Consider the following 24856-nt stretch of genomic DNA (forward strand, 5'->3'; position numbering starts at 1 on the left):
ATTTGAACAAGATTTATCTCTATCGTTCGAAATGACAGGGGTAATTACATCGTCGCCTTTACTACAATATAGGGCGATAACGCCTTGCTTTCAACAGGTACTATGCGGGTGAATGCCTTTCCGGCTACCCAAATGGCTTTTACAATGCCTTTGGCCCAGCCGGTTTGTTCAGATTTGTTTTCGAGCCATACGGTAAAGCGGCCATGATAGTAAGCCTCAATATCTTTTAAGCCTAATGCCTTGCAACTATCTTTAAGCAGGGCAAGATCCATACTGTTGATGTTGTGCTTGTCGTAATTCTCCTTATCAAAATTGCGCTGCACCCAGCCGTTAACACTTTTAAAGTTGGGCAGGGTAATAAATAGGGTACCACCCGGCTTCAAAAACTTCAAGTGTTCGTTAATAATAAACTTAGTATCGTTAAAATGCTCTATCAACCCAAAAGAAAGCACCAGGTCAAACTTTTCGGCGGGTTGATAGGTAAACAGGTCGGCTTCAATAATGTCAATATCGCCCGGTTTCAGGTCGTTTACCTCCAGTAGCTGGTTTACCAGGCCAGGGTGTATAAAATAATCAAGCAGCGATGTTTTTAAATGCTGGTACTTTTTTAAGTAAATAGCATAATAGCCCGGAAAGCCGCCTAACTCAACGGCGTTTTTAATGCCTTTTTCGGCGATCAGTTTGCCCAGTATATCGCCAAAAACATAGTTAGGCTTTATTTTAAATATCAGCCCCTTGCGCGATTCCCAAAACGCCTGCCAAAACGAACGGTCGGTTAAATTATTCTCCATTAATATCTTCGATACGGCTTGCCGTTGTTACTTTATTCTCTAATATCCTTGCAGGGTTGCCTACTACTGTGCAGTTGTTGGGTATGTTTTTCACCACGACGGCGCCTGCGCCAATTATTACATTATTGCCTACGGTAATGTCGCCTATGATGCAAACATTTGGGCCAATATCTACATTGTTGCCTATGCGCGGGCATTTGCTAAGGCTGCCATCGGCCAGTTTTTTATGGCCTATGGTTACACCGTTACGCAATATACAATTATCACCAATTACGGTGCTTTTATTCACTACCAAACCTTGTCCGTGATAAAACATAAAGTTTTTGCCAAGCGTTAGTTTACGCGGCAGCTCAACACCTAATATCCATTCTACATTAACACGGTAAAACATCAGGTAAGGGAAAAAGATGATCTTAGTGAGTGTGTACTTGTTTATCAGCATCACCAGGCGGAACATAGTTAACACTATCCGCGCCTTTACGTTGCCCCGGTTTGCTTTCCAATCCTGGAATAAATAAGCAAAAAAATTCATCTTAATATGCGCGGCTTAGCTGTTAAACTTCATTTATATGGATGAAGCGTTTCAAAAGTAAAATTTTTAATTTTAGTATCATTATACTTGCCACTATAAATGATAGCTGAATGAAGGTTGCCTTAATAAATACATCTGACTCGGGCGGTGGTGCCGCCGAAGCCTGCATGCGCTTATTAAAGGCGCTGCAAGCCAGTAATGTAGATGTAACTATGTTGGTGCAGCACAAAAAACGGGATGAAGCCAGCGTGTATACCGTAGAGCGTTCATTTTTTGGCAGGTTAAGGTCGAGGTTTAATTTTTTGTACGAAAGACTGCCCTTTATTGCATTTCATGAGAGGGATAAGTCGGTACGTTTTGCCTTTTCGACTGCCAATATAGGCCGCGACATCAGCAAAGAAAAGGTGATAAAAGAGGCCGACATTATTCACCTGCATTGGACAAATTCCGCCTTCCTTTCTATCAGCGATCTTAAAAAACTGGTAGCACTTAACAAACCCATTGTTTGGACCCTGCACGATATGTGGGTTTTCACAGGCGGATGCCATTATTCGGGCGCGTGCAATCATTTTATAAACCAGTGCGGTAATTGTTATTACCTGCGCGATGACGGTAACGACGATATTTCGCACATGGGTTGGCTGCGTAAAAATGATATGTTGGCTAAGGCCCGGAACATCAGCTTTGTAACCTGTAGTAACTGGCTTGCTGGGGTTGCCTTAAAAAGTTCGTTATTAGATGTAGAGCGTATACAGGCTATTCCAAACCCTATAGATACCGATATTTTTTCGCCGCAGGATAAGCATACCGCCAGGAGTAAATGGGGGATAAGCCCTGCCGCCAAAGTAATACTATTTGGCGCTGCCAATATCAATGATAAACGTAAAGGCATCGTTTACTTGGTAAAAGCTTTAGCACATTTAAAAGAGAATTATCCAACCGAAGGAGTAGAGATAGTATTGTTTGGAAAGAATAAGCACTTTGATGTAAGCACACTGCCCTTTCCGGTACACCAGTTAAATACCATTTCCAACACTGCCGACCTGGTGACGCTTTACAGCCTTGCTGATGTGTTTGTGTCGCCATCGATACAAGATAACCTGCCCAATATGATAATGGAAGCTATGGCCTGCGGAACGCCTGTAGCGGCCTTTAATACCGGCGGCATACCCGACCTGATAGATCATCAGCAAAACGGTTACCTGGCCGAGTTTGAATCATTCACCGATTTGGCGGCGGGTATTAATCAACTATTGAGTGCTGCAAACCCTGATGAGTGGGCCGCTGCCGCGCGGAGTAAAGTGCTGCGCGATTTTAATAATCAAAAAGTAGCCGGCCAATATATTCGTTTATATCAGTCTATTTTAAAACCGGCAAGCATATGAAACCTGTCCTGTCGGTTATCACTGTAGTTTATAACAATGCGCGCGATATTGAGCGCACCATGTTATCGGTTTTAAACCAAACCTATGCAGGTATTGAGTATATTGTCATCGACGGCGCATCTACAGACGGTACGTTGGAGATCATCAAAAAGCACGAAGATAAAATTGCCACCCTCATTAGTGAGCCTGATAAGGGTATATACGATGCCATGAACAAAGGCCTTGCTCGTGCAACAGGCGATTACGTAATATTTATGAACTCGGGCGACGAATTTTATGCTAACGATACCGTTGTCAAAGTTTTTGCAAGTGCCCCAGATGCGGACATTTATTATGGCGAAACCGAGATGGTGAACGATGGGCGCGAAAGCCTTGGGCAGCGCCGCCATAAGGCGCCCGGTAGGTTTACCTGGCGCAGTTTTAAATATGGTATGAGTGTAAGCCACCAGGCTATTTACATCAAACGATCGCTGGTTGAAGCTTACGACCCCAAATACCAGCTTAGTGCCGATATAGACTGGATAATACGGGCTGCCAAAAAAGCTAAAAAGATTGTTAAGGTAGATGGTTATGTAGCCAAGTATCTGGTAGGGGGCATGTCAAAAGCTAAACATCGCCAAAGCCTGCTGGAGCGTTTTGATATTATGAAAAGGCACTATGGCTTAATGCCAACATTATTTAACCATGCTATTATCACCTTTAACCTGGGCTGGTATTGGATTTTGAACAGAAGGACGAACGATTAGTTGCGAGGAACGAAGTAAACTCCCTCATTATTATTCATAAAAAAGGGCGACGAGTTTAACTCATCGCCCTTTTTACCATTTAAAATATCAGCCTTAAGCTTTTTTAAGCTCAGGTTTTTTTCTTTTCAATTCTGAGTACACTGCGCCGCCTAAAGCAAGCACCAGTAATATTGAACCGGCAAGTGATATATTTTCACCGGCGTAGTATGATGTTGGGTGGAATATAAATTCAACCTTGTGGTTACCTACCGGGATGGTTGCTGCACGCAGCAAATAATCGGCGCGATAATAAGGTTGTTCAACGCCATCAATCAGCATTTTCCAGCCTTTGTTGTAATAAATTTCAGAGAACACAGCAACTTGGTTAGCTTTCGAACCTGTTTGATACACCATATGGTCGGGGTTATAACTTGTTAAGGTTATAGTTGCATTAGGGTCGTAGCTAATGGGTTTGGCCTCCACAATGCTTTTGTACGAACCATCTATCATGGCTTCGTCTTTTGGTGAAAAGCTGCTGATGGCCAGCATTTCTTCGTCGGCATCTTTTACATATTTAACGCTTTTTACAAACCAGGCATGGCCGCAAGCGGTTGAATTGGCCCGCATGCTTACATTGCCCGATTTTGGATCGGCGGTAATGATGTATTTAGTATTCAGCATATCCAGTACATCCTGGTTAATGCTTTTGCTAAACTGGTTATCTAAAAGTTCTTCGTAGCGTTTTAAACGTGCGGCAGAATACCCGCTGATAGATTTATGGAAGAAAGGATTGTAAGTGTCCTGTTTAATGTAGCTTACACCATTGCTCATATCAAATACCCTAAAATCAGGGTCGGTATCTTTTTGAATAAACAGATCAACCTCGCGCGGCTGCGGTGTGGTTGTTTCCTGTTTTTCCTGGAAACTGGTTTCTTTAAGGTAGCGTTTATCAAATTGCCACATATCTACCAATATCACCGCTAAAAACGCGACAGATAAAACGGTAGCGTTTATTTTTTGCTTAACAAATGCCCATAGCAAACCAAATGCAACAACAATAAAAATAAACGAGCGTATAGCATCGGCACGCTCAAGCGCCATGCGGTCTTTAACCAGTGCGTTGGCTACGGCGTTGGCCATGCCGGTATCGCCTTTCATGGCCTGGCTTAAAAAGTTGATACCATCGGCGTGGTCAAATCCTTTAAAGCTTAATAGGGCCTGCGGTACCACAATTAATAGTAGCGTTAAGCCACCAATAATGTAGAAAGCTAACTTCAGTTTCTTAAACAGGTAGGTTTTATCAGGGTTGTCAATAAACTCCTTTACCGCAAGAAAGCCCAATACAGGGAAACACAATGCGGTTACGTTAAGTATAGACTCGGTAGCGCGAAACTTATTATACAGCGGGAAGTAGTTGAAGAACAGATCTGACACGTAAGGCCAGTTGCCACCAAAGGATAATGCCATAGTTAACAGCACTGTGCCCAATAACCACCATTTTAACCGGCTGCGTACCACTATTAAACCCAGCACAAACAAAAAGCAAGTTGCAGCACCAAAGTACCATGGGCCAAATGTAAACGGGCGCTTTGGCCCCCAATACATGCTTAAGCCCGGTATTTGAGTAGTAATTTGGCCTGCTGCGTTAACCGCCTGCTCGTCTGTAGCGCCTTTGGCTGTAAATACTTTTGCCACTTCCGAATCCTGGCTTAAATTATCGGCACCCGAGCCGCCACCGGCAGCATTAGGCACTAAAAATGTTAACGACTCGGCTACACCCTGGCTGTATTGGTAGGCGTATTCTTTGTCTAAACCATTGCTTGGTTCGGTAGTGTTTTTAGTCAGGTTTGATTTTCCGCGGATGGTTTCTTTACCATAATCATAAGTGCTCCATAGCATAGATGCGTTAACCGCTAAAGCCAGCAAGGTAGCAACCGCTAAAAAACCTATTGATTTAAGGAAAGCCGCTGTGCCTTTTGATTTAATGGCATGATATAACTCAATACCTATCAAAATAAATATGGCAAACATTAGGTAATAGGTCATCTGCACGTGGTTGGCCCTTATCTCTATAGCCAGGAATAATGCCGTTAAAGCCCCGCCTGTTATATAGTTACCCCTTAAGGTTAAAATAATGCTGGCCAGCACCGGCGCAAAAAATGCTATGGCAAAGGCCTGGTTGGAGTGCCCTGCGACCAGCAGGATGATGTTATATGACGAAAATGTAAACGCCACAGCGCCGGCAGCTGCCAGCCATGGGTTTAGCTTTAATACAATGAATAAAAAGTAGGTGCCTACTAAAAGTATCAGCATGGTATCAACCGGGTTAGGGAAGGTTGCCTTTACTGCCGATATAATGTGGCTGGTTATATTAGCCGAGTACGGTGCCCATATCTGGAAAGCGGGCATACCGCCGAATATCTGGTTGGTCCAAAGAATGGTGGTGTCTTTGGCCCGGTAATCCATAATTTCTTTTTGGGTTGATTGCGCGCCCACAACATCAGTTTGGCCCAATGTTTTACCCTGAAAAGCCGGGGTAAGAAAGAAAAAGCATAGTGCTAAGAAAATTCCGATAATGGCAAGATGTGTACCATTACGTTTGATCCAGTTATTCATTTAAATTTTTTAAGGGATAATTATTATTCAAAAATAGAAATTTGAATGAGAATAGAAACGATAAGTTTTTTATAAGTATTAGCTGCAGTTACCTGAGTGGGTACTAAAGTAATAAAAAAGGAATGCCATTAACACAATGCTGGCTATATATATTATAATGTTAAGGCGGTTATATTCTTCGCGGTTGCGGCGTATGGTGTAGGCATTATACAGGGCAAGCACCCCAAGTGCTATCCAAAAAAAGTTATTTATACTGCAGCCTGTAAACATTTGTATAAGCACAGCCAGTACAATACAATTTGTCAGTATCAATAATACCGACTGTGGCGTATTGTTGTGGGCGCGCCTGCGTTTATACAAGTTTTCGGGCAGCATAAATTATTTTATCTCTTCGTAATCAACAAATTCACCTTCAGAGTCGGGCACCTGGCTTTTTTTACCCTCGGGCATATGATCTATACGTACACGGCCATCAGGTTTTGGCTGGCTGTAGTTTTGCTGGTTGCGTTGCTGCTGTTGCTGCGCGTTGTTAATTACGCTGTTAAACAGCATAGGCAAAAGCAAACGCACCAAGCTGCGTATAATATATAACGAACAAATTGATATGATCAGAAAACGTATTAAACCCATGTGGTTAAATATTTAGCTTACAAATATAAGCATATAACGTAAAAAAAGTTTGGTTAGTTTGTTTTGTGGCAAACCATTACCTAACCATATTGCCACTTTATAACAGCGATAAATTAAAACACCGTTGGACAAAAAAGCCCTGCACCAATTAAGATGCAGGGACTTATGCAATAGTTACAATATTATTTAAACTATATAGTTCCAGCCGTGCGTATCAGCAATTCGGCCATATTTAATATCATCTAAAGTTGAAAGCACTTTCTTAGAGAATTCGCGGGTTTGCGGGTCGCTTAAAAAGTACTCTTCGCCGTTGTAGCTAAAAGATGCTACAGAGGCAATGGTTGCTGCAGTACCTGCACCAAAGGCATCAGTTAGTTTGCCGTTTTTGGCGCCTTCTATTAACTCCGCAACCGATACCTTGCGTTCTTCGACAGGTATGCCCCAGCTTTTTGCCAGCGCAATTACGGTATCGCGGGTTACGCCATCCAGTATAGTATCTTTAGCTTCGGCGGTTATTAGGGTGCCGTCCAGCAAAAACATTGCGTTAGCAGCGCCCATTTCTTCAATGTATTTATGCTCTTTGGCATCGGTCCATATCAGTTGGTCAAAACCTTCCTCGGCGGCCTTGCGGCCCGGTAGCATTGCTGAGCCGTAGTTACCGGCAGCTTTGGCATAGCCCATACCACCTTCGGCAGCGCGGGTGTAATTCGTTTCTATTTTAACCCTAAGCGGTTTTGAAAAGTACGGGCCAACAGGGCCAACAAGTACCATATATTTATAGGTAGCCGATGGTGTTACGCCCAAATAAGGGTCGGTAGCAAACATAAACGGCCTTATGTAAAGGGCATGGTTAGCTTTGCCAGGTATCCAGTCGCGGTCAAGGTCAACCAAAGCGGCTATGCTCTGTACAAACACTTCTTCGGGCAGGGTAGGCATGCACAGGCGCTCGGCCGATTTGTTAAAACGGATAGCATTTTTATCAGGACGGAAAATAGAGACCGTTCCATCAGCATGTTTATAAGCCTTTATACCCTCAAAAAACGACTGGCCATAGTGCAGCGCCGAAATTGCCGGACTAAGATCAATTGGGCCGTAAGGTAAAATTTCAAAATTCTTCCATTCGCCATCGGCATAATCAGCCATTAGCATGTGGTCTGTAAAGGTTTTGCCAAAAGGCAAATTGTCAAAATCCGTTTCGGCTAAGCGCGAATGCGGGTTTTTAGTTAATTTTATGTCCAGTGTTTCGGTCATGGCAACAAGTATTTATCTCAAAAAGGCAATGTAGGGATTTTTGTTTTATAATTGAATTTTTTAGCTGTAGAAAGGTATATTACACCACATTATTGCGGTTTTACTATGGAAATATATAAGCTAAGCCCCGAAGGTAATGCCCAACTAAAAAAGGTATGGCTGATAACCGTATTGGGTGCAATGGTGGCTATCACCGCTGTTTTTGCCTTTAACCTGCTTTATCGTGGCGGAACTGACAGAGACATGGCTTATTTTGCCATTATTGTATCGGCCGAGATGATCGCTTTTTACTTTGGCAGAAAAAAATATTTTTTGGTAACGGATAGCACCCGGCTAATGGTTTACGATGATAAGGTAACGCTGCATACCTCAAACCAGCCAGATGTAACCATCGAACTTGCCAATATTAAGAAAATAACACGCCGTAAAAAGGGTGTGTTTTTGGTAAACAGAATAACCTCCAAACCATCCTTGTTCATTATGGATAAGTTTGAAAACTTTGAAGAGATAGAAGGAATAATTGAAGCCAAGACAGGATTAGTGCCTACTGCAAACTAAAAACTGCCAACTACAATTCACCAATAACCTTATCTACCCAGGCCTTACCCCAGTTCTCTAATTCTTCGGTACTCCATAAAGATGGATAGAATATACGGCGTTGAAAACGCGGGGGCAGGTACTTTTGCCAGTTAGTGCCACCGGTAGCTTTAATCTCTTCGGGCTCGCGGTGCAGGTAGCGCACGGCCGATTTATAGTGCGATAGCGGCCAGTTTACATTTACGTTAATATCCAGCTGGCGTAATTGTTCTTCCAGTGCTTTGGTGCTTTCGCCTTTATATTTAAACTGCTGCAGTAGGCTGTTAAAATTGGTATTGGCCACGCTTTTACCCAGCTCGACAAAGGTTTTGGCATATTTTTTTTCGAACTGTTTTAAGGTAAGCGTTTGCTTTCCGGTAGATAGCTCGGTAGCGCCAAATTTCCAGTACAGCTGCTCAAACTGCTCTTCAACCGTTGCGCTGGCTAAGGTTACACGTTGGTCGGCGGCTACCAGGTTAATAAAGTCGGTAGCGTATATCTCTATCATACGGTACTGCCCGCTTTGAAAACCACTCGCAGGTAGTAAGGACATCCTGAACTGTAAAAATTGTTCTTTCTCCATCCCATCCACCATTATCTCGAAAGATTGTGTAAGCGCCTCAAAATAACGGTTAATGCGTTTGATGCGGGTGGCGAAAAAGTCGGCAGTTAGGTTTTGATGCCCGGCTATCTGCTTGCATTCGTGCAGACTTAGCTTAAAGTATAGCTCGGTTATCTGGTGATACATGATGAATATCTCTTCATCCGGAAAGGGTGTTTTGGGGCTTTGCAGGCTCAATAAAGTATCCAGGTGAATGTAATCCCAGTAGGTTAAAAAATCGGCATGCAGCAAGCCATCCAGGTACGATGTCATATCCTGCCCCATGGCATTGTATTTTTCCTGTAGCAGCGTTAACCTCTTTTCTATTTCGGGAGAGATGCTCATAAAGGCAAAAGTAGTTAATTTCGAATATCTAATTTTCAATTTCGAATGTAGAACTGGCAGGTGATTAAAATAAATTCGAAATCAACATCCGGCGGCCGAAATAAAAATTATATTTGCTTATACAAAAAGGCAATGGTGTTCTGCCTACTTGAACCGCTGAAAAGCTGATGACGCCTACCCAAATAAGTTGTTTATTTATTTGCATGTAGGTTATGTTTAAAAATATCTTTCCAAAACAATTCGCGCTTCTTAATTACCTTATCCGCTGGACGATCATTACTATCCCTGTAGCTGTGGCTATTGGCAGTATGGTAGCCTTATTTTTGTGGCTGCTTAGCTGGGCCATCCATTTCAGGTTTGCACATACCTGGCTGTTGTACTTACTGCCTTTGGCGGGTATAATTATCCATTTACTATATAAATCTTACGGCCAATCGTCCGAGCGTGGTAATAACCTGATCATTGACGAGATACACCAGCCCGGCGCGGGTGTGCCAAAACGTATGGCCCCGCTTATTTTAATTACTACTGTTATTACGCACTTATTCGGTGGCTCCGCGGGGCGCGAGGGCACTGCTGTGCAAATTGGTGGTAGCCTGGCCAATATGTTTGCAGGCTGGTTTAAACTTGACGAGGCCGATAAAAAAATGATACTTACAGCCGGCATAGCTGCAGGTTTTGGCGCAGTGTTTGGTACGCCCTTAACCGGTGCCATCTTCGCGCTTGAGGTAATAGCAATTGGTAAAATACCTTACAAGGCCTTGTTGCCTTGCTTAATAGCGGGGGGGATTGGCCACCTTACCGTAATAGCATGGGGGGTACACCATACCCTTTATCATGTTGATGTAGTTGATACAGGGCAAAACTTTTACGGGCATCATTTATCGCTAAGTATGTTGCTGCTGGCAAAAATAGTAATGGCATCTGCCGTGTTTGGATTGGTAAGTTTTGTATTTGCCAAAGCGGTACACCTCATCAAAAACTTTTTTTTAAGGTGGATAAAAATAACCTGGCTGATACCTATTTGCGGCGGACTTATCATTATCATCATTACACAAGTATTGGCTAAACCCGATTACTTAAGTTTGGGCGTAGATGCCGAATACCCCGGCGCGGTAACCATTGTATCGGCCTTTCAGCATGGCGGCGCAGATCCCTTAAGCTGGTTATGGAAGTTAATATACACTGCTATTACTTTAGGTACCGGCTTTAAAGGGGGCGAGGTAACGCCCTTGTTTTATATAGGCGCTACATTGGGTAACACCCTTGCCGATTTGATGAACGCGCCTACAGGCTTATTTGCCGCACTGGGGTTTATAGCCGTTTTTGCCGGAGCTACCAACACACCGCTGGCCTGTACATTAATGGGTGTTGAGTTGTTTGGTGGCCATTACGCCATACTTTTTGCTATTGCCTGTTTTACGGCTTACATTTTTAGCGGAGATGGCGGCATATATCCGGCGCAAAAAACAACGGCTTTAAAATTAACCGGTAATAGTAAATACCTGCAACGTATGTTTTCAAAGTATAAACTTTAGTGTATGTTCAAAACATATTAATAACCAGTTGTTATAATTAAACTAACCATTACAATCATGAAGATCAGCAAAATACTAATAGGCATAGACGAAAGCAAAAACGCCGAATATGCAGCGGCATACGGTTTTGAACTGGCCCGTACTTTTAACGCGCATGTGGGGCTGGTGCATATTGTCGAACCATCTGTAACACCCGAAAGTACTGTAGACTCGGTAACCGGTATGCCCATGATGAACACCGGTATGGTTGATGCTGAGGTAATGGATATATTAAGCTATAACTCGGATAATATTATTACCCGAACCATAAAAAAGTATGGCGATGGTTTAAAGGTTACCCATTTTAATGAGTTTGGATCTACAGCCGATGCTATTGTAGATTGCGGCAAAGAATTTAACGCCGACCTTATTGTTTTAGGTACGCATAGCCGCACCGGTTTAGACAGACTGTTTATGGGCAGCGTTGCCGAAAATGTGGTGCGCCATAGCCAGGTACCTGTGTTAGTAGTGCCTCTGCCGGCGGGTGCTTAATACAACAACCTGAATTTTATTGTTTGCTCGATAGCCTTTAGCTCGTTGAGTACCTGGGTATCGTAACCGGTGTTTACATCGGTAATTACGTAACCTATCTGTGGGTTGGTCACCAAAAATTCGCCAACTATGTTAATGTTGTGGCGGGCAAATACTTCGTTTATTTTGGCCAGTATACCGGGTACATTTTTGTGGATGTGTATAAGGCGGTGGGCATTATTGTTGCGCGGCGGCTGCAAATCGGGGAAGTTGCAACTCATGTGAGTGCGGCCTTCGTTCATAAAGGCTATTACCCGGCGCGGTATAAAATCGGCGTTACGGGGGTTTTGCTTAGGGTCGTCAAATATGATGATCCCCTTGTCGCAGGCAGCCTCGGCCAGTTTGCGGCTGTTTACCTTTCCAAAAAAGCCTATCACCTTTAAACGACCGGCATTTTGCAATTGCTCGGATGTAGGTTGGTTAGCTTCATCACAAAATAATACGCCGGCTTCTTGCAGGTATTCTTCCTCAATGGTATCGCGGTGGCGCAGGTTGTAACCTTCTTTACGCATTTGGATAAGTGCCTCATCGTCAATAGTACCTACTACCAAACACTTGATGCGATTTTTAGGGTACGATATAGCCCTGGGCAATTTATTAATGTACAGAAACTCGTCGAAGCTTGGGGTAATATGATCGGCCTTTTCAGTAACTGATTTACGTTCGATGTTTTCTGTAAAGGCAAAAAACCTTTTGATCATACCCGATTCTTTCAATTGAAAATCGGAATAGCCATCGCCAATTCCAAATATCTCGCCGGGTAGGTTTAACTCTTTTAACAGTTTTACCTTGCCGCCTTCCTGCGATAGCGGGTTGGTTTTGTCGTAACCGACTATATTACCTTCTTCATCAAATACAAAGGTGTTAGCGTAAATGTTCTCTTTTTTAATATGATACTCGGTAACTACCGGAGTAATAAACTCCTTAAAACCGCCCGACACGATAAGCACTTCATCCTGATGGTTTTTAAAAAATATGGTATTACGCGAAAAGGAGGTAGATACCTTCTTTTTCAGATGCGAAATAAGCTGTTTTAAATGATCGCGGTTGGCGCAAAGCAGTTTCACACGGGCTTCAAGGCTTTCGGTAAAACTAAGGCGGCCCTCCATTGATGCGTTGGTAAGGTCCTCTATCTTTTTATAGATAGCTTCCCTATCGGGATGATTTTTTAATGATATGCGTGCTAACTCGTCTAAAGCTTCTACTTGTGTAAAGGTGCTATCGAAATCTATTATAAAAAACTGGTCCATTTTGGGGGTATGCAAATACTAATTGCAAATGTGCAAAAATTTTGCGGATGTGGCGATGGTAAACAAGTAAAGCCGTTACACTTGCTGTAACGGCTTTAGCCTAACTGTATTTTAACAATTATCTCTAATAGTTCAGTATCGTAAACTCAACACGCCTGTTTTGTGCGCGGCCTTCTTCGGTATCGTTAGTAGTAACAGGCCTGCTTTTGCCATAGCCGCTAGCTTTTAATCTGCCCTGTATAATGCCTTTAGTTGTCAGATATTTTACTACGGCCATAGCTCGCGCAGCTGATAGCTTGTTGTTGGCATCGTCTGATCCAACATTATCAGTGTGGCCTCCAAGTTCAATTTCCAGTTTAGGCTTGGCTTGCAGCAGGGCAACTAAACGGTTAAGATCAGGGAACGACTCGGGTTTAAGGTCAGCTTTGCCAAACTCAAAAAATATGTTGTTGATGCGCACTACCTGGCCTTTTTCTATTGGTACCATATAAAGATCGCGGGTTATCTCTTTATACTCCCCTGCTTTTAAAAGGTCTAGGTTGTCGGCTATCGGTATAAAGTTTTCCTGGCTCGAGTTAAAGCCATAGTTTTTACCATAAGGTAAAACTATTTGGTATGCACCGGTGGCGGGGTCGCTAATAGCTATACCTTCGTTATTACCGTTTGCCAGGTCCTCATAAATAATGGCCGCTTCAATTGGCTCCAGTGTTTTTTTGTTTAGTACACGGCCCTTAACAAACACTACCGGCAGGGGTTTAATATTGTCGTTTAGTTTAATACGCACAATATCGCCTAATCCCTGGCCGCCAGCTTTAGCACTTATCATGTAAGCGTAATCGCCCCGTGCATCTAAAGAGAAATACGATTCAAAGCTTTCAGAGTTTACACTTGGGCCAAGGTTTACAGGCTCCGTCCATTTTTGCCAGGTATCATCTAAGCGGGTAGTTTTGTAAATATCGTTGCTGCCCAAGCCGCCCGGCCTGCTGCTGCTAAAATAAAGGGTTTTATTATCTGATGCCACAAAAGGCGAAATCTCATCATCGGCTGTGTTTAGCGCTTTAATAGGCACCGGCCTGGAGAAGCTACCATCTACCTTTTTAAAAGAGATGTACAGGTCATTGTCTGCTGCATCTTTCACTTCGCTAAAATAAAAAAGCAGCGCCTTGCCGTCGGGTGTTAAAAAGCTGCCTATGTATTTGCCTTTTACCATATCTGTAAAGCCATCTATATCTATACCAACGGGTGTTTTCCAGCCGGTAAGGCTACGGCTTACAAACGAGTAACCGGTACCGGTTATGCGCTGGCCATTTTTAAAATAGCCTTTTATCATAATGGTGTTATTATCAGGCGATATATTAGTAACGGCAGAGTGTGTTAAGCCGTTATTGAACGGCGCAGCCATGTAACGGGCAAGCGTCCATTCGCCTTTGTCATCCTGTTTGGCATACCATAGGCTTTGTACCTCGTCATTAGCCTGCTTGCGAAACATCTCGCGCAAAAAATATATCTCGCGGCCATCTGCCGATATAACCGGTGCTAATTCGGCATAGCGGGTATTTATTTTAGGCCCCAAATTTACAGGCAGGTAAGCATCCTGCGCATAAACGCTAAGCATAGCAATTGTTAATAAAAAAAGGCCGGTTAATTTTTTGATCATGGTTGTTTAAATAAAAAGCAGAGGGCGATAACCCTCTGCTTAATAATATATGGTTGATTTATTTGATAAGGTCGACCCTTGATATCAGGATCTTGTCGCCCTTTTCGGTCTCGCTAAAAAACAGGCTGTAATTGCCCAGGCGAGTATCGCTTACGTTAGGGAACAGGTAAAACTTTTTCTTTTCGTCCTCGCCCAAAAATTTAAAGTCAGACAGTTGCCCGTCGCTGATATTGATACTGCCATATTCCATATTATATAATGGCGACCAAGTAGTAGTAGTAGAGTTTGAGCTAAAACCAAAGGTGGTATTGCTTTCTTTATGTATAGATTTTGCCATACGCATCATCCAATAAAGGCTTTTACCATCGCCCGACTCCTGTATAAAACTGCGGGAAGGGATCATGTCTGATGTAAGCGGAGATGAGTTAAAAAAGCCACTGGTTTTGCTTTGATCTAAAAACACCCCATAATTACGTTTTAACTGCCCGCCCTGGTCAAACTGGAACATATATACGCCTTTGTAGCTGCGGCCTTTTTTTATCTTTTTAAAGTCCTGCCCGTTTACAAATACATCGCCCGATTTTGAGAAGGATATGCCATTGATAACAAAGCTTTTTCCGTCAAATTCTGCAAACTTCTTTTGCCCCTCGGGCTTAGCTTGTTTCTTTTCAAACTCGTCGATAGAAGGGTTGCTCAGAAAATCGAATTTTCCGTTGCTTATTTTACCTATCTGGAAGTTGGTATATTTAAGCTCATCCAATATGCCGTCTATTTTAGATTGGGTTATACCAAAATCCGCACTGCCCGATAGCATGGCAAAACCTGCCTTTAGCCCCCCTGCATTTGATTCGTCCTTCTCATCATCGTCTGCCGATGTGGTTGGCACCATAACGGTTTTATAAATTTGATTAATGTATTTATCCTCGTTTTTATTATTTGCCGAACCATAAAGGAATACCGAGCCATCGTGGTCATAAGCGCCTAAAACCCTCCAGCCGTTTGATGGTGATGCAAAACTAAATTTTTCTACTACCTCGCCCTGCGTGTTCAGGCGTATGTAGGTAAAGTTGTTTTGTTTCGGGTCAGCAATATCTTTACTGATGCCCGAGCCTTGCTGCGGGGCAAAAACCATTATCCAATCGCGTGGGTAATCATCATTGTCAAGTTCAGAATTATCGTCTTCCAGGGCCGCCGAAAAAACCGGGATGTTGGGGTATTGAAACTCGAGCTTACCAACAGTTTTAATGTTAACCTCATTGTCGCAGCTTAAAATGTCATAGTGCATCATAGAGCCTGCCAGGTCATTCTTTTTATCCTGGCGGCCTGCAATAACCAACACGGTACTATCCGGCTTCACCTCGTAGGCGCCACCTCTAAAAATATATTGCTCGCCACTGGCTTCATTTTTTGGTTTAACTTTCTCCAGCTGTTTTATTGATTTATTGTAGCTGCCGGTTAACCATAAGTATTTCCAGGTGATCTCTTTTTTGCGAAACACCAGTTTGCCCGATAAATTGGCTGATGCGCTTAAGCTGTGCGATATGTAACTATCACCTTTAAAGTTGAACCATTTGTATTTCTTTTTCATTTCTTCCTGCGGTTGCTCATCCTTTACGGTGTTTAGCAGGTTTAATTCTTTATCGTAAGTATACACCTCGCGCCTAACCATCTTTTTTGTGGTCGATCGTAAAACAAACACCATATCAAAGGTTTCCTTAACCGGGTCAACCACCACACCACCCAGGTAGCCGTTTTTTGCTTTGCGTGATATGTCGTAGCTTTTTTCAAGTATGGGTAATTGTGCATGTGCAAATGTTGAGACAAGCATCATAAAGCAGATGCTTGGGAGTAATAGTTTAATTTTCATGATCAGGGATTATTGTTTTTCTCAAATTTACCCCTGGCGCCAAAGGCAGGCAATACCGTGGAAAGGGTATATTACACTGCGGTTTTTCGCAGCAGTATGTTCATTATCAAAACTTTCATCAGCTTTTACCCCGCATCAACATTTCAAAAGCAATAAGCATACAGTAAAATTGAAATAGAAACAATATTTTTATGGCATGCCACAACCAGCTATCACCCGAAAGATAAAACCCTTTCAGCTTGTAGCGCTTATTTTCTTCACGGTGTCCGGTGGCCCATACGGTCTCGAGCCGCTTTTAACCTATGCCGGCGAGCATGCTGCTTATTTAATATTGCTTGTAGTGCCATTTTTGTGGGATGTGCCTGCCATTTTTGTGGTAATAGAATTAAACAGCATGATGCCCATTACCGGCGGCTATTACAAATGGGTGAAGCATGCATTGGGTACACGCTGGGGCTTTTACGAAGGCTGGTGGACCTGGATATACACCTTTGTAGACCTGGCCATTTATCCTGTGCTATTTGTAACCTACGCCTCTTTCTTCTTCCCGGGGATAGAGGAATACCGAATAGCGGTTTGTATTATAATTGTATGGCTATCTGCCGGGTTAAATATATTGGGCATTGTACCGGTGGGTAAGGTATCGTTGTTTTTAGGCGCAGCGGTTTTATCGCCCTTAATTATATTATTTGTATTGGCTATTTACAAACATGCCGGGCATATGGCCATACCTGCACAAACATTGCGTGGGGTATCGTTCCCTTCGTTAGGCATGGCTTTATACACTATTATGTGGAACTGCCTGGGTTGGGATAATATAACTACTTATGCCGAGGAGGTAGAGAAACCAATTAAATCGTACCTGCGGTCAACCTTTATTGCTTTTGCATTGGTGATGGTGGTTTATTTCCTGGCAATTTTTGTTGCTCAACAATCGGGTATATCACACCAACTGTTTAATGAGGGGGGCTTTCCGGCGCTGGGCGAACTGGTAAGCGGGCGTTGGTTAGGGGCCATATTGGCAGCAGGCGGAATGGCCAGCTCGTTGGGTATATACGCAGCGGTATTGCTTTCGGTATCGCGGGTACCAAAGGCCATGGCCGATGATGGCTTATTACCCAAGCGTATCAATATGCTGCACTCAAGGTATCAAACACCTTATATATCTATTATTTTATGCTCAGCGGTAGTAAGTTTTATGATATTATGGCCCTTTGCCGAACTGCTGATCATTGATGTGACGGTTTATGGTGCGGGTTTATCCTTAGAGTATATATCGCTTATTGTTTTGCGCATAAAACAACCTCATGCTATAAGGCCATTTAAAATTCCCCTCAATGTATTTGGCTTGTGTATGCTGATATTGTTACCTTATAGCATGTATTTTATAGCCCTGGCCGGTGCTTTCTCAGCCGAAACAAGATCAATACAAGCCGCCCTGTTTGCCATTGGCACATTGTTAACTGCCGAGCTAATGTGGCGGATGATCATTTGGCGTAAGCCGCATTTTAAAGAAAGTTAATCCTCTCATTTTAAAACCGTTCGTTATATAAATAGTTATAACAGGTATAAAAATCTGTTATATTATGAGATCTATTTGGAAGGGGTCGCTTGGCTTTGGGTTAGTAAGCATACCTGTTAAACTATATTCTGCGGTGCAAACTACCTCGCTTGATTTTGACATGCTGGATAGCCGCGACCACCAGCGTATACGCTACCAGCGCGTTAACGAAAACACACATAAAGAGGTGCCTTATGATAAAATTGTAAAGGGGTATAAGCTAAACGACGATTATGTAATAATGGACGACCATGACTTTGAAGATGCCGCACCCGAGAAAAGCAAGGTGATAGAAATAGAAAGCTTTGTAGATATAGCCGATGTAAACCCCATGTTTTATGAAACATCATACTATACCGAGCCCGATACCAAAAACAATAAAGCTTATGCCTTATTACTACAGGCATTAAAAAAATCAAATAAAGCAGGCCTGGCCCGTTTTGTACTGCGCAGTACCGAAAGTCTGTGTATAGTACACCCGGTTGATAATGTATTGGTAATAACGCGCATACGCTTTGGACAGGAGATACGCAGTGCAGAAGAGTTAAATATTGCCGAAGATGTTAATATCAGCAAAAAAGAATTAGATGTGGGGCTTGCCCTTATCAACCAATATGCCGAAGATTTTGATGTATCTAAATTTAAGGACGAATACAACGAGGAGCTGCTAAAGATCATCAAGGCTAAAGCAAAAGGTAAACGGGCAACTGTTAAAAAGTTGAAGCCGCATAAAGCCACAGGTACCGATCTGTACGATCAGTTGATGAAGAGCCTGAGTGCTAAAAAAGGGGCTTAATGTAAATTGTAATTAAATAATTATCATATAAATAAAACTTATGTAAATAAGCTGTGTTGTCATGGTATACAAAAAACTAATATCTACCATTATGGCAACTACAAAAACAAAAAGTAAACCCGAGACAACCGAAGTTGTGCAAGAATCGGCGTTGAACGAATTATTTATTGATGAATTAAAAGATATTTATTGGGCCGAGAAGCACCTTGCTAAAGCCCTGCCAAAAATGGCTAAAGCTGCAACGTCTGACGAATTGCGCACAGCGATAGAAAACCACCAGGCCGAAACAGAAAACCATGTAACTCGCTTAGAAAGTGCTTTTGCATCTATCGACGAAAAAGCAGTTGCGGTAAAATGCGAAGCTATGGCCGGATTGATCAAAGAAGGCGAGGAAATAATATCTGAAACAGAAAAAGGTACGCTAACCCGCGATGCCGGTATTATATCGGCGGCTCAAAAAATAGAGCATTACGAAATCGCTTCTTATGGTACCTTAAGGGTGTTAGCCCTTACTTTGGGTTACACCGAAGCTGCGGATTTGTTGGAGGCAACTTTAAATGAAGAGAAAACTACCGATGGACTGCTTACCCAAATAGCAGAGGGTGGCATAAACGAAGGTGGTAAGAGCGAAAAGGAATAATAATCCGCTCATCTTTAGTACACAAGCTTATTAGATAGGAATAATAATATTGATATTAAATAATAGATAATATTATTATCCGGGGTATCGCACTACGTAACTTATAATAAAAAGTTACAAAAAGTTTTCCACATAAAGGCTCCTTTTTAATAAAAGGGGCCTTTATAACATTATCTTTATCAACCTTTTAATAATTTAAAACGTTGAGAAGATTTTTACCCCTTGTAGTTGTATTGCTTGTGTTTATAAACGGCTGCAAAAAAGATACGCCTGATCTTAACGGATATAAGCCTGCCGATCATACATATGATAATAGTTACATGCCGCTTTCTAAGGGTTCAACATGGAATTACACATCGGGCAGTGGCGAGCAAATGGTTAAAACCTCTCTTACGTTAACAGGCGACTCTACAACTATTAATAACCGCACTTATAAGCTAATGCTTAACAAAACTACCGGTGCACCTGATAAAACCCAATATTATTATAATGCACAGCACCTTTACTCAGTATCAGAAAATGCAGGCGGCGTTAGTTTAGAATATTTTTGTTTAAACGACCAACTATTTACAGGAAATACCTGGAACGCTAAATTAACCCCAACCGGCTTGGTGAATGGTGTGCCCGGGCGCATTAGTGGCCAGGTAGTTGAAAGGAATGTTACCAAAATAGTTTTGGGCAAAACCTATATTTATGTAATACATACCAGGCTTTCGGTACAATACGATTATTCGCATACGGGTGAGTACAAAGAGTATGGCAGCTATGATTATTACTTTGCCAAAGGCGTAGGCATTATACAAAGCAACGTTACTTTAGGTGGCATTACAAAAACGTCAATGCTTACCGACTATACAATCCAATAATTTTTTATTTGCCTGCTGGCTATGGTAATCCTTATGCCATAAAACAGCATGCCTGCGCATCTGCGCCAACCTGCTATGTATTTTTGTGTTCATAAAATATGATGGACACTAAAAATATCCGCCTAAGCGTGTTGGATCAATCGCCGATACGCAAAGGTAATACTGCCGAGCAGGCCGTATACGAAACCATAGAACTTGCAAAATATACCGATACCTTGGGTTACACACGCTTTTGGGTATCGGAGCACCACAATACCGGCAGCCTTGCAGGCTCCACGCCCGAAGTACTGATAGCCCATTTAGCCGGGCAAACCAAAAATATGCGCATAGGCAGCGGCGGGGTAATGATGCCCAACCACAGTACACTTAAAGTGGCGGAGAACTTTAGGATGCTGGAGGCTTTGTTCCCAGGGCGTATAGATTTGGGGATGGGTCGCGCGCCAGGTACCGACAGGCTGACGGCATCAATATTGAACCCCTCTAATGGGTTTAAGGAACAGGATTTTATTGAGCAGCTGGTAGAACTGCAACATTACTTTCGTGATACAGCCGAACCGGGCACCATTATGGAAAAGATACGCGCTATACCTCAGGTGCAAACCGTACCCGCCATGTGGCTGCTTAGTAGCAGCGGCCAAAGCGGCTTGTTTGCCGCGCATTTTGGTATGGGCTTTTCATACGCGCATTTTATAAACCCGATAGGCGGGCCGCAAAATGTAAAAATGTACCGCGAACGCTTTCAACCCTCGTTAGATCTGCCACAGCCGCAGGTTAACGTTGCCCTGTTTGTTTTTTGCAGCGAGGATGAAGAGAAGATAGCACACCACCAGGCTGTAATGGATCATCGCTTTATTCAATTTGAAAAAGGCGGAGGGCTATCTCCTTTGGCTTATGATGATGTAAAAGGCGCTACATATACATTAGCCGAGCAGGAGCGTATACGCTACAACCGCCAGCGTGTGGTAACAGGTACACCCGATAAAATAAAGGACACCCTTACCCAATTGGCCCATGATTATGATACCGACGAAATTGTTGCCGTTATCATAAGCGAAGACTTTGATGATCGTTTAACTTCCTATAAATTGCTGGCAGAAAAATTTATTTAATTAAAAATTAAATTTATGGCATGGTGGTTGCACTGTTGTTACCAAACAATATAAAAAACTACCATGGAAACTACAGAAAAATCAGTTGAAGTTTTAAACGATCTAATAGAAATTAATAACGACCGAATTGACGGATTTGAGAGAGCTGCTAAAGAACTCGGCGATGCTGATGCTGATCTGAAAGCGATATTTTCAAAGTTTGCTAACGATAGCCGTAACAATGTGCAGGAGCTTAGTGCATGTGTAGGCGCTGTAGGCGGCGAACTGGAAACAGGTAATTCGGTAAGCGGTACGTTACACCGTACCTGGCTTGATGTAAGAGCTACTTTCTCGGGCCACGATCGTAAAAGTATATTAGACGAATGCGAGCGCGGCGAGGATGCTATTAAAAAAGCATACCGCGACGCTTTATCAGAAGAAAATGGCCTTACTTTAGATCACATACAGGTGCTGCAACGCCAGCAACAAGTTATCAACGAGGGGCACGATAGTATAAAAGCGCTAAGAGATAGCCAACTATAAAAAATAGTTTAACTTTAAAAGCCGTCCGCTAACCAGCGGGCGGCTTTTTTGCGCCTACAACAATTACGGGTACTTTATTTTAATCGATGCTGGTTTTATTTGTATATTTGTAATCATTATAAATAACATTACCGAATAAATCTATTTTTTGTGATTATATTAATTTTCTTTCTGACGCACTGGTTTTGCTCTTTGTTTTTTCAAACGTTTTTCCTGCACAGATACGCTTCTCATAAAATGTTTACCACCAATAAATTTTTTGAGCGTACCTTTTATGTAATGACCTATATTTTTCAGGGATCATCGTTTTTAAACCCGCGTGCTTATGCAATTATGCACCGCGAGCACCATGCTTACAGCGATACGGAGAAAGATCCGCATTCGCCGCATTTTTTCAAGGATGTTTTCCAGATGATGTATTACACGGCTATCAGCTATCGTAAACACGAGAAACGCCTAAAAGAGCCCGAAGAGCAATTTAAAGGGAATTACCCTGAGTGGAAATTTTTAGATTACGTTGGTTCGTCTATTGTGTCGCGTATCATCTTCGGTTTGTTATATGTGGCCTTTTACCTGGTATTTGCAACGCAATGGTGGATGTACCTGTTAATCCCTATCCATTTTGTAATGGGGCCATTACACGGCGCTATTGTAAACTGGTGCGGCCACAAATACGGCTACTCAAACTTTGATAATAACGATAAATCAAAAAATACAACGCCTTTTGATTTTTTAATGCTTGGCGAGTTGTTTCAGAACAATCACCACAAACGCCCCAACAGCGCCAATTTTGGTGCTAAATGGTTCGAGATCGATCCGGTTTACCCGATCATGAAAGTGATGCACTGGGCCCGTATCATCAGGCTGCGGAAAGCATACCTATAAAGCAAAAAGCTTTGAAGCAGAAAGCGAAAAGATTTATTCTTTTCGCTTTTTTGTTTTCATAGCTTTTAGCTTTAGTCTTTTTGCTCTCCGCTTAATCCCTATATTTGCCCTCAGTAAATAATCTACAAATGAAAGTATCGGTATTAGCAGAAAATTTGCACGGGTCTGAGATCATAAAAATCGCTGGCGAGATAAATGAATTAAAAAAACAGGGTCAAAATATTGCCAACCTAACCATAGGCGATTTTGACGCCGATATATATCCTATCCCTGCGGAACTGCGCGATGGCATAATTGATGCTTACAATAAAAACCAAACCAATTACCCACCGGCTGATGGTATGCTTAGCCTGCGCGAAAGTGTATCGGCTTTTTTAAGTAGCACATTGGGCTTAAATTATGCGCCTAATCAAATATTAATATCGGGCGGTTCAAGGCCTTTAATATATTCTACCTATTTAGCCCTGGTTGACCCGGGCGATAAAGTGGTTTTCCCGACACCATCATGGAATAACAACCATTATTGCGACCTTACAGGGGCCGAAGCTATTTTAGTAGAGACCCGTGCCGAAAACAACTTTATGCCTACGGCTGATGAGATACGCCCGCACCTAAAAGGCGCTACCTTGCTGGCTTTATGCTCGCCGCTTAACCCGACAGGTACCATGTTTGAGAAAAAGGACCTGGAAGAAATTTGCGACCTGGTTATTGCCGAAAACAAAACCCGCGGCCCCGGCGAAAAACCACTATACTTACTATACGACCAAATATACTCGCAACTAACCTTTGGCGAGTACAAACATTACGACCCGGTAACCCTGCGCCCTGAGCTGAAGGATCACACTATTTTTATAGATGGCGGATCGAAATGTTTTGCGGCAACAGGTGTGCGTGTAGGTTGGGGCTTTGGCCCGGCCTTTATCATTAATAACATGAAAGCCATAGTTGGCCACATGGGGGCATGGTCGCCAAAAGCTGAGCAGGTGGCAATGGCCGAATATTTAAAAAATGACGGGTATGTTAGCGCCTTTTTAGCCAAGCTTAAACAGGATATACAAGCCAGTTTGTCTACACTGCACGAAGGCTTCCAATCATTAAAGACTGAAGGCTTTAGTGTGGATTCTATTGAGCCAATGGGTGCTATTTATTTAACCGTTAAGGTTGATTATGCCGGTAAAACCACACCCGATGGCCAGGTGCTGAACAGTGCTACCGATATTAATTTTTACCTGATAAAAGCGGCAGGGGTGGCATTTGTACCATTCTCGGCCTTTGGTACAGGCGAAGATGTAAACTGGTTCCGTGCATCGGTAGGTGCAAGCACATTGGCAGATATCCAGCAAATGATACCGCGGATCCGCGAGGCATTAGCTAAGCTAAAATAATTAAGCCGCAGTCGATAAATACTTCACCAGGCTCCTTTTAGCGACAGGTAAAAGCGTTTGCTCCAGCGGGAAACTAATGTCGCTTTGTACATAGTACAGGGCTGGGTTAGGCAAGTGCTTGTGGCGGCGTATCAGGTCAAGCTTAATGTATTCGGGTGTAGTGGTGATGCTTTGCTCGTACGTATCAACAAACTGCACGTTAATACCCCTGAATTTGTCGTCTCTGCTCTCAAAAATAGTCACCTGGTATTCGTATACCCAATTGGTGCGATGATGCCCGTTACGCAGCGAAAAGTAGCCGTGGTAGGGCATTAGCGGTACTACGCCTATAGGGTCAATGTTTAGGCGGCTTTCTACAAAATCGTATATCTCTTTTCCGGTTTGTATGGCAGGGTCCATCTTGCTGATGGCGTACGATATAATGCCCTCAATCTCTTTCATTGAAAAATCGTCCTGAACAATTTTTTCATAAGTAAGCTTTACAGCCTCAATATCGGCTTTGGTTAATCGCTGCGGAAAAGCCTGCTGCAACGCCGATTTGTTGGTTTTAAAATTAAGCAGGTTGTTGTAGTGAAAAATAAGGTCGGTAAGGTTGGGGTATAACCGGCTTTTATCAAAGTGGCGGTTAATCTCCTGCAAATAATCAAGCAGGATGTACTTTTTATGCTCAAAATCTATCGAGCCTTCAATAAACCAATTGATGCCTAACGATCTCATATAAAAAACCTTTTTTTGAATAGCTTAAGTTAAATAAAAAT

24 protein-coding genes are annotated in these 24856 nt (G+C 42.6%); 13 read left to right on the forward strand and 11 right to left on the reverse strand.

Annotated elements, in window-relative coordinates; all coding sequences use genetic code 11:
• Window positions 1-44 precede the first annotated feature (44 nt).
• Window positions 45-791, reverse strand: a complete 747-nt coding sequence (locus FFF34_015290; GenBank protein TSD63929.1) for a class I SAM-dependent methyltransferase — start codon at window positions 789-791, stop codon at window positions 45-47.
• Window positions 781-1323 (reverse strand): serine acetyltransferase, encoded by a 543-nt coding sequence (locus FFF34_015295; protein ID TSD63930.1) that lies wholly within the window; start codon window positions 1321-1323, stop codon window positions 781-783. The genes FFF34_015290 and FFF34_015295 overlap by 11 nt, the downstream gene beginning before the upstream one ends.
• A 110-nt stretch (window positions 1324-1433) precedes the next feature.
• Here FFF34_015295 and FFF34_015300 point away from each other — a divergent pair, with 110 nt between their 5' ends.
• Window positions 1434-2708: a glycosyltransferase gene (locus tag FFF34_015300; GenBank protein TSD63931.1), complete on the forward strand. Its 1275-nt coding sequence runs from the start codon at window positions 1434-1436 to the stop codon at window positions 2706-2708.
• Complete coding sequence (locus tag FFF34_015305; GenBank protein TSD63932.1) at window positions 2705-3454, forward strand: glycosyltransferase; 750 nt, start codon at window positions 2705-2707, stop codon at window positions 3452-3454. The genes FFF34_015300 and FFF34_015305 overlap by 4 nt, the downstream gene beginning before the upstream one ends.
• Window positions 3455-3547: 93 nt before the next feature.
• On the opposite strand, the gene FFF34_015310 is transcribed toward FFF34_015305, so the two are convergent.
• The 4 genes from FFF34_015310 to FFF34_015325 form a co-directional block, all read right to left on the reverse strand.
• Complete coding sequence (locus FFF34_015310; protein TSD63933.1) at window positions 3548-6049, reverse strand: hypothetical protein; 2502 nt, start codon at window positions 6047-6049, stop codon at window positions 3548-3550.
• A 78-nt stretch (window positions 6050-6127) separates the two neighbouring features.
• Window positions 6128-6424 carry a hypothetical protein gene (locus FFF34_015315; protein TSD63934.1) on the reverse strand — a complete coding sequence of 99 codons (297 nt, stop codon included), beginning with the start codon at window positions 6422-6424 and terminating at the stop codon, window positions 6128-6130.
• A gap of 3 nt (window positions 6425-6427) precedes the next feature.
• Window positions 6428-6679 (reverse strand): DUF4834 family protein, encoded by a 252-nt coding sequence (locus tag FFF34_015320; protein TSD63935.1) that lies wholly within the window; start codon window positions 6677-6679, stop codon window positions 6428-6430.
• A 186-nt stretch (window positions 6680-6865) separates the two neighbouring features.
• Window positions 6866-7930, reverse strand: coding sequence for a branched-chain amino acid aminotransferase (locus FFF34_015325; GenBank protein TSD63936.1), 1065 nt, complete (start codon window positions 7928-7930; stop codon window positions 6866-6868).
• A gap of 105 nt (window positions 7931-8035) precedes the next feature.
• Between FFF34_015325 and FFF34_015330 the strand changes: the two genes are divergently transcribed.
• Window positions 8036-8488 (forward strand): hypothetical protein, encoded by a 453-nt coding sequence (locus FFF34_015330; protein TSD63937.1) that lies wholly within the window; start codon window positions 8036-8038, stop codon window positions 8486-8488.
• A 10-nt stretch (window positions 8489-8498) separates the two neighbouring features.
• Here FFF34_015330 and FFF34_015335 read toward each other — a convergent pair whose 3' ends face one another.
• Complete coding sequence (locus tag FFF34_015335; GenBank protein TSD63938.1) at window positions 8499-9452, reverse strand: tryptophan 2,3-dioxygenase; 954 nt, start codon at window positions 9450-9452, stop codon at window positions 8499-8501.
• 212 nt (window positions 9453-9664) lie between these two features.
• Here FFF34_015335 and FFF34_015340 point away from each other — a divergent pair, with 212 nt between their 5' ends.
• Both FFF34_015340 and FFF34_015345 read left to right on the forward strand, forming a co-directional pair.
• Window positions 9665-10990 carry a voltage-gated chloride channel protein gene (locus tag FFF34_015340; protein ID TSD63939.1) on the forward strand — a complete coding sequence of 442 codons (1326 nt, stop codon included), beginning with the start codon at window positions 9665-9667 and terminating at the stop codon, window positions 10988-10990.
• A 57-nt stretch (window positions 10991-11047) separates the two neighbouring features.
• Window positions 11048-11521, forward strand: coding sequence for a universal stress protein (locus FFF34_015345; GenBank protein ID TSD63940.1), 474 nt, complete (start codon window positions 11048-11050; stop codon window positions 11519-11521).
• Here FFF34_015345 and FFF34_015350 read toward each other — a convergent pair.
• From FFF34_015350 to FFF34_015360, 3 genes are all read right to left on the reverse strand, one after another.
• The gene (locus tag FFF34_015350; GenBank protein ID TSD63941.1) at window positions 11518-12810 is read right to left on the reverse strand and encodes an HAD-IB family phosphatase; all 1293 of its coding nucleotides are present in this window, start codon (window positions 12808-12810) and stop codon (window positions 11518-11520) included. The genes FFF34_015345 and FFF34_015350 overlap by 4 nt on opposite strands.
• A 124-nt stretch (window positions 12811-12934) precedes the next feature.
• The gene (locus FFF34_015355) at window positions 12935-14467 is read right to left on the reverse strand and encodes an OmpA family protein (GenBank protein TSD63942.1); all 1533 of its coding nucleotides are present in this window, start codon (window positions 14465-14467) and stop codon (window positions 12935-12937) included.
• Between the two features lie 58 nt (window positions 14468-14525).
• Complete coding sequence (locus FFF34_015360; GenBank protein ID TSD63943.1) at window positions 14526-16334, reverse strand: hypothetical protein; 1809 nt, start codon at window positions 16332-16334, stop codon at window positions 14526-14528.
• 196 nt (window positions 16335-16530) lie between these two features.
• Here FFF34_015360 and FFF34_015365 point away from each other — a divergent pair, with 196 nt between their 5' ends.
• The 8 genes from FFF34_015365 to FFF34_015400 all read left to right on the forward strand — a co-directional run bounded on the left by FFF34_015365 (window position 16531) and on the right by FFF34_015400 (window position 24098).
• Window positions 16531-17856 (forward strand): APC family permease, encoded by a 1326-nt coding sequence (locus FFF34_015365; GenBank protein ID TSD63944.1) that lies wholly within the window; start codon window positions 16531-16533, stop codon window positions 17854-17856.
• A 64-nt stretch (window positions 17857-17920) separates the two neighbouring features.
• Window positions 17921-18691, forward strand: coding sequence for a Ku protein (locus tag FFF34_015370; GenBank protein ID TSD63945.1), 771 nt, complete (start codon window positions 17921-17923; stop codon window positions 18689-18691).
• A 91-nt stretch (window positions 18692-18782) separates the two neighbouring features.
• A complete protein-coding gene (locus FFF34_015375) occupies window positions 18783-19331 on the forward strand; it encodes a ferritin-like domain-containing protein (protein ID TSD63946.1) in 549 nt (182 codons plus the stop codon).
• Window positions 19332-19534: 203 nt separating this feature from the next.
• Window positions 19535-20197: a hypothetical protein gene (locus FFF34_015380; protein ID TSD63947.1), complete on the forward strand. Its 663-nt coding sequence runs from the start codon at window positions 19535-19537 to the stop codon at window positions 20195-20197.
• Between the two features lie 101 nt (window positions 20198-20298).
• Window positions 20299-21306 (forward strand): LLM class flavin-dependent oxidoreductase, encoded by a 1008-nt coding sequence (locus FFF34_015385; GenBank protein TSD64176.1) that lies wholly within the window; start codon window positions 20299-20301, stop codon window positions 21304-21306.
• A 63-nt stretch (window positions 21307-21369) separates the two neighbouring features.
• Window positions 21370-21828 (forward strand): PA2169 family four-helix-bundle protein, encoded by a 459-nt coding sequence (locus FFF34_015390; protein ID TSD63948.1) that lies wholly within the window; start codon window positions 21370-21372, stop codon window positions 21826-21828.
• Between the two features lie 150 nt (window positions 21829-21978).
• Complete coding sequence (locus tag FFF34_015395; GenBank protein TSD63949.1) at window positions 21979-22713, forward strand: acyl-CoA desaturase; 735 nt, start codon at window positions 21979-21981, stop codon at window positions 22711-22713.
• A gap of 128 nt (window positions 22714-22841) precedes the next feature.
• Window positions 22842-24098, forward strand: a complete 1257-nt coding sequence (locus tag FFF34_015400; GenBank protein ID TSD63950.1) for an aminotransferase class I/II-fold pyridoxal phosphate-dependent enzyme — start codon at window positions 22842-22844, stop codon at window positions 24096-24098.
• Here the strand turns inward: FFF34_015400 and FFF34_015405 are convergent, their stop codons facing one another.
• Entirely contained in the window at window positions 24099-24815 is a 717-nt protein-coding gene (locus FFF34_015405; protein TSD63951.1) for a hypothetical protein, read from the reverse strand. It abuts the gene before it with no gap.
• Window positions 24816-24856 lie beyond the last annotated feature (41 nt).

The organism is Inquilinus sp. KBS0705 (assembly GCA_005938025.2).
In the GTDB taxonomy this organism is placed as follows: Bacteria; Bacteroidota; Bacteroidia; order Sphingobacteriales; family Sphingobacteriaceae; genus Mucilaginibacter.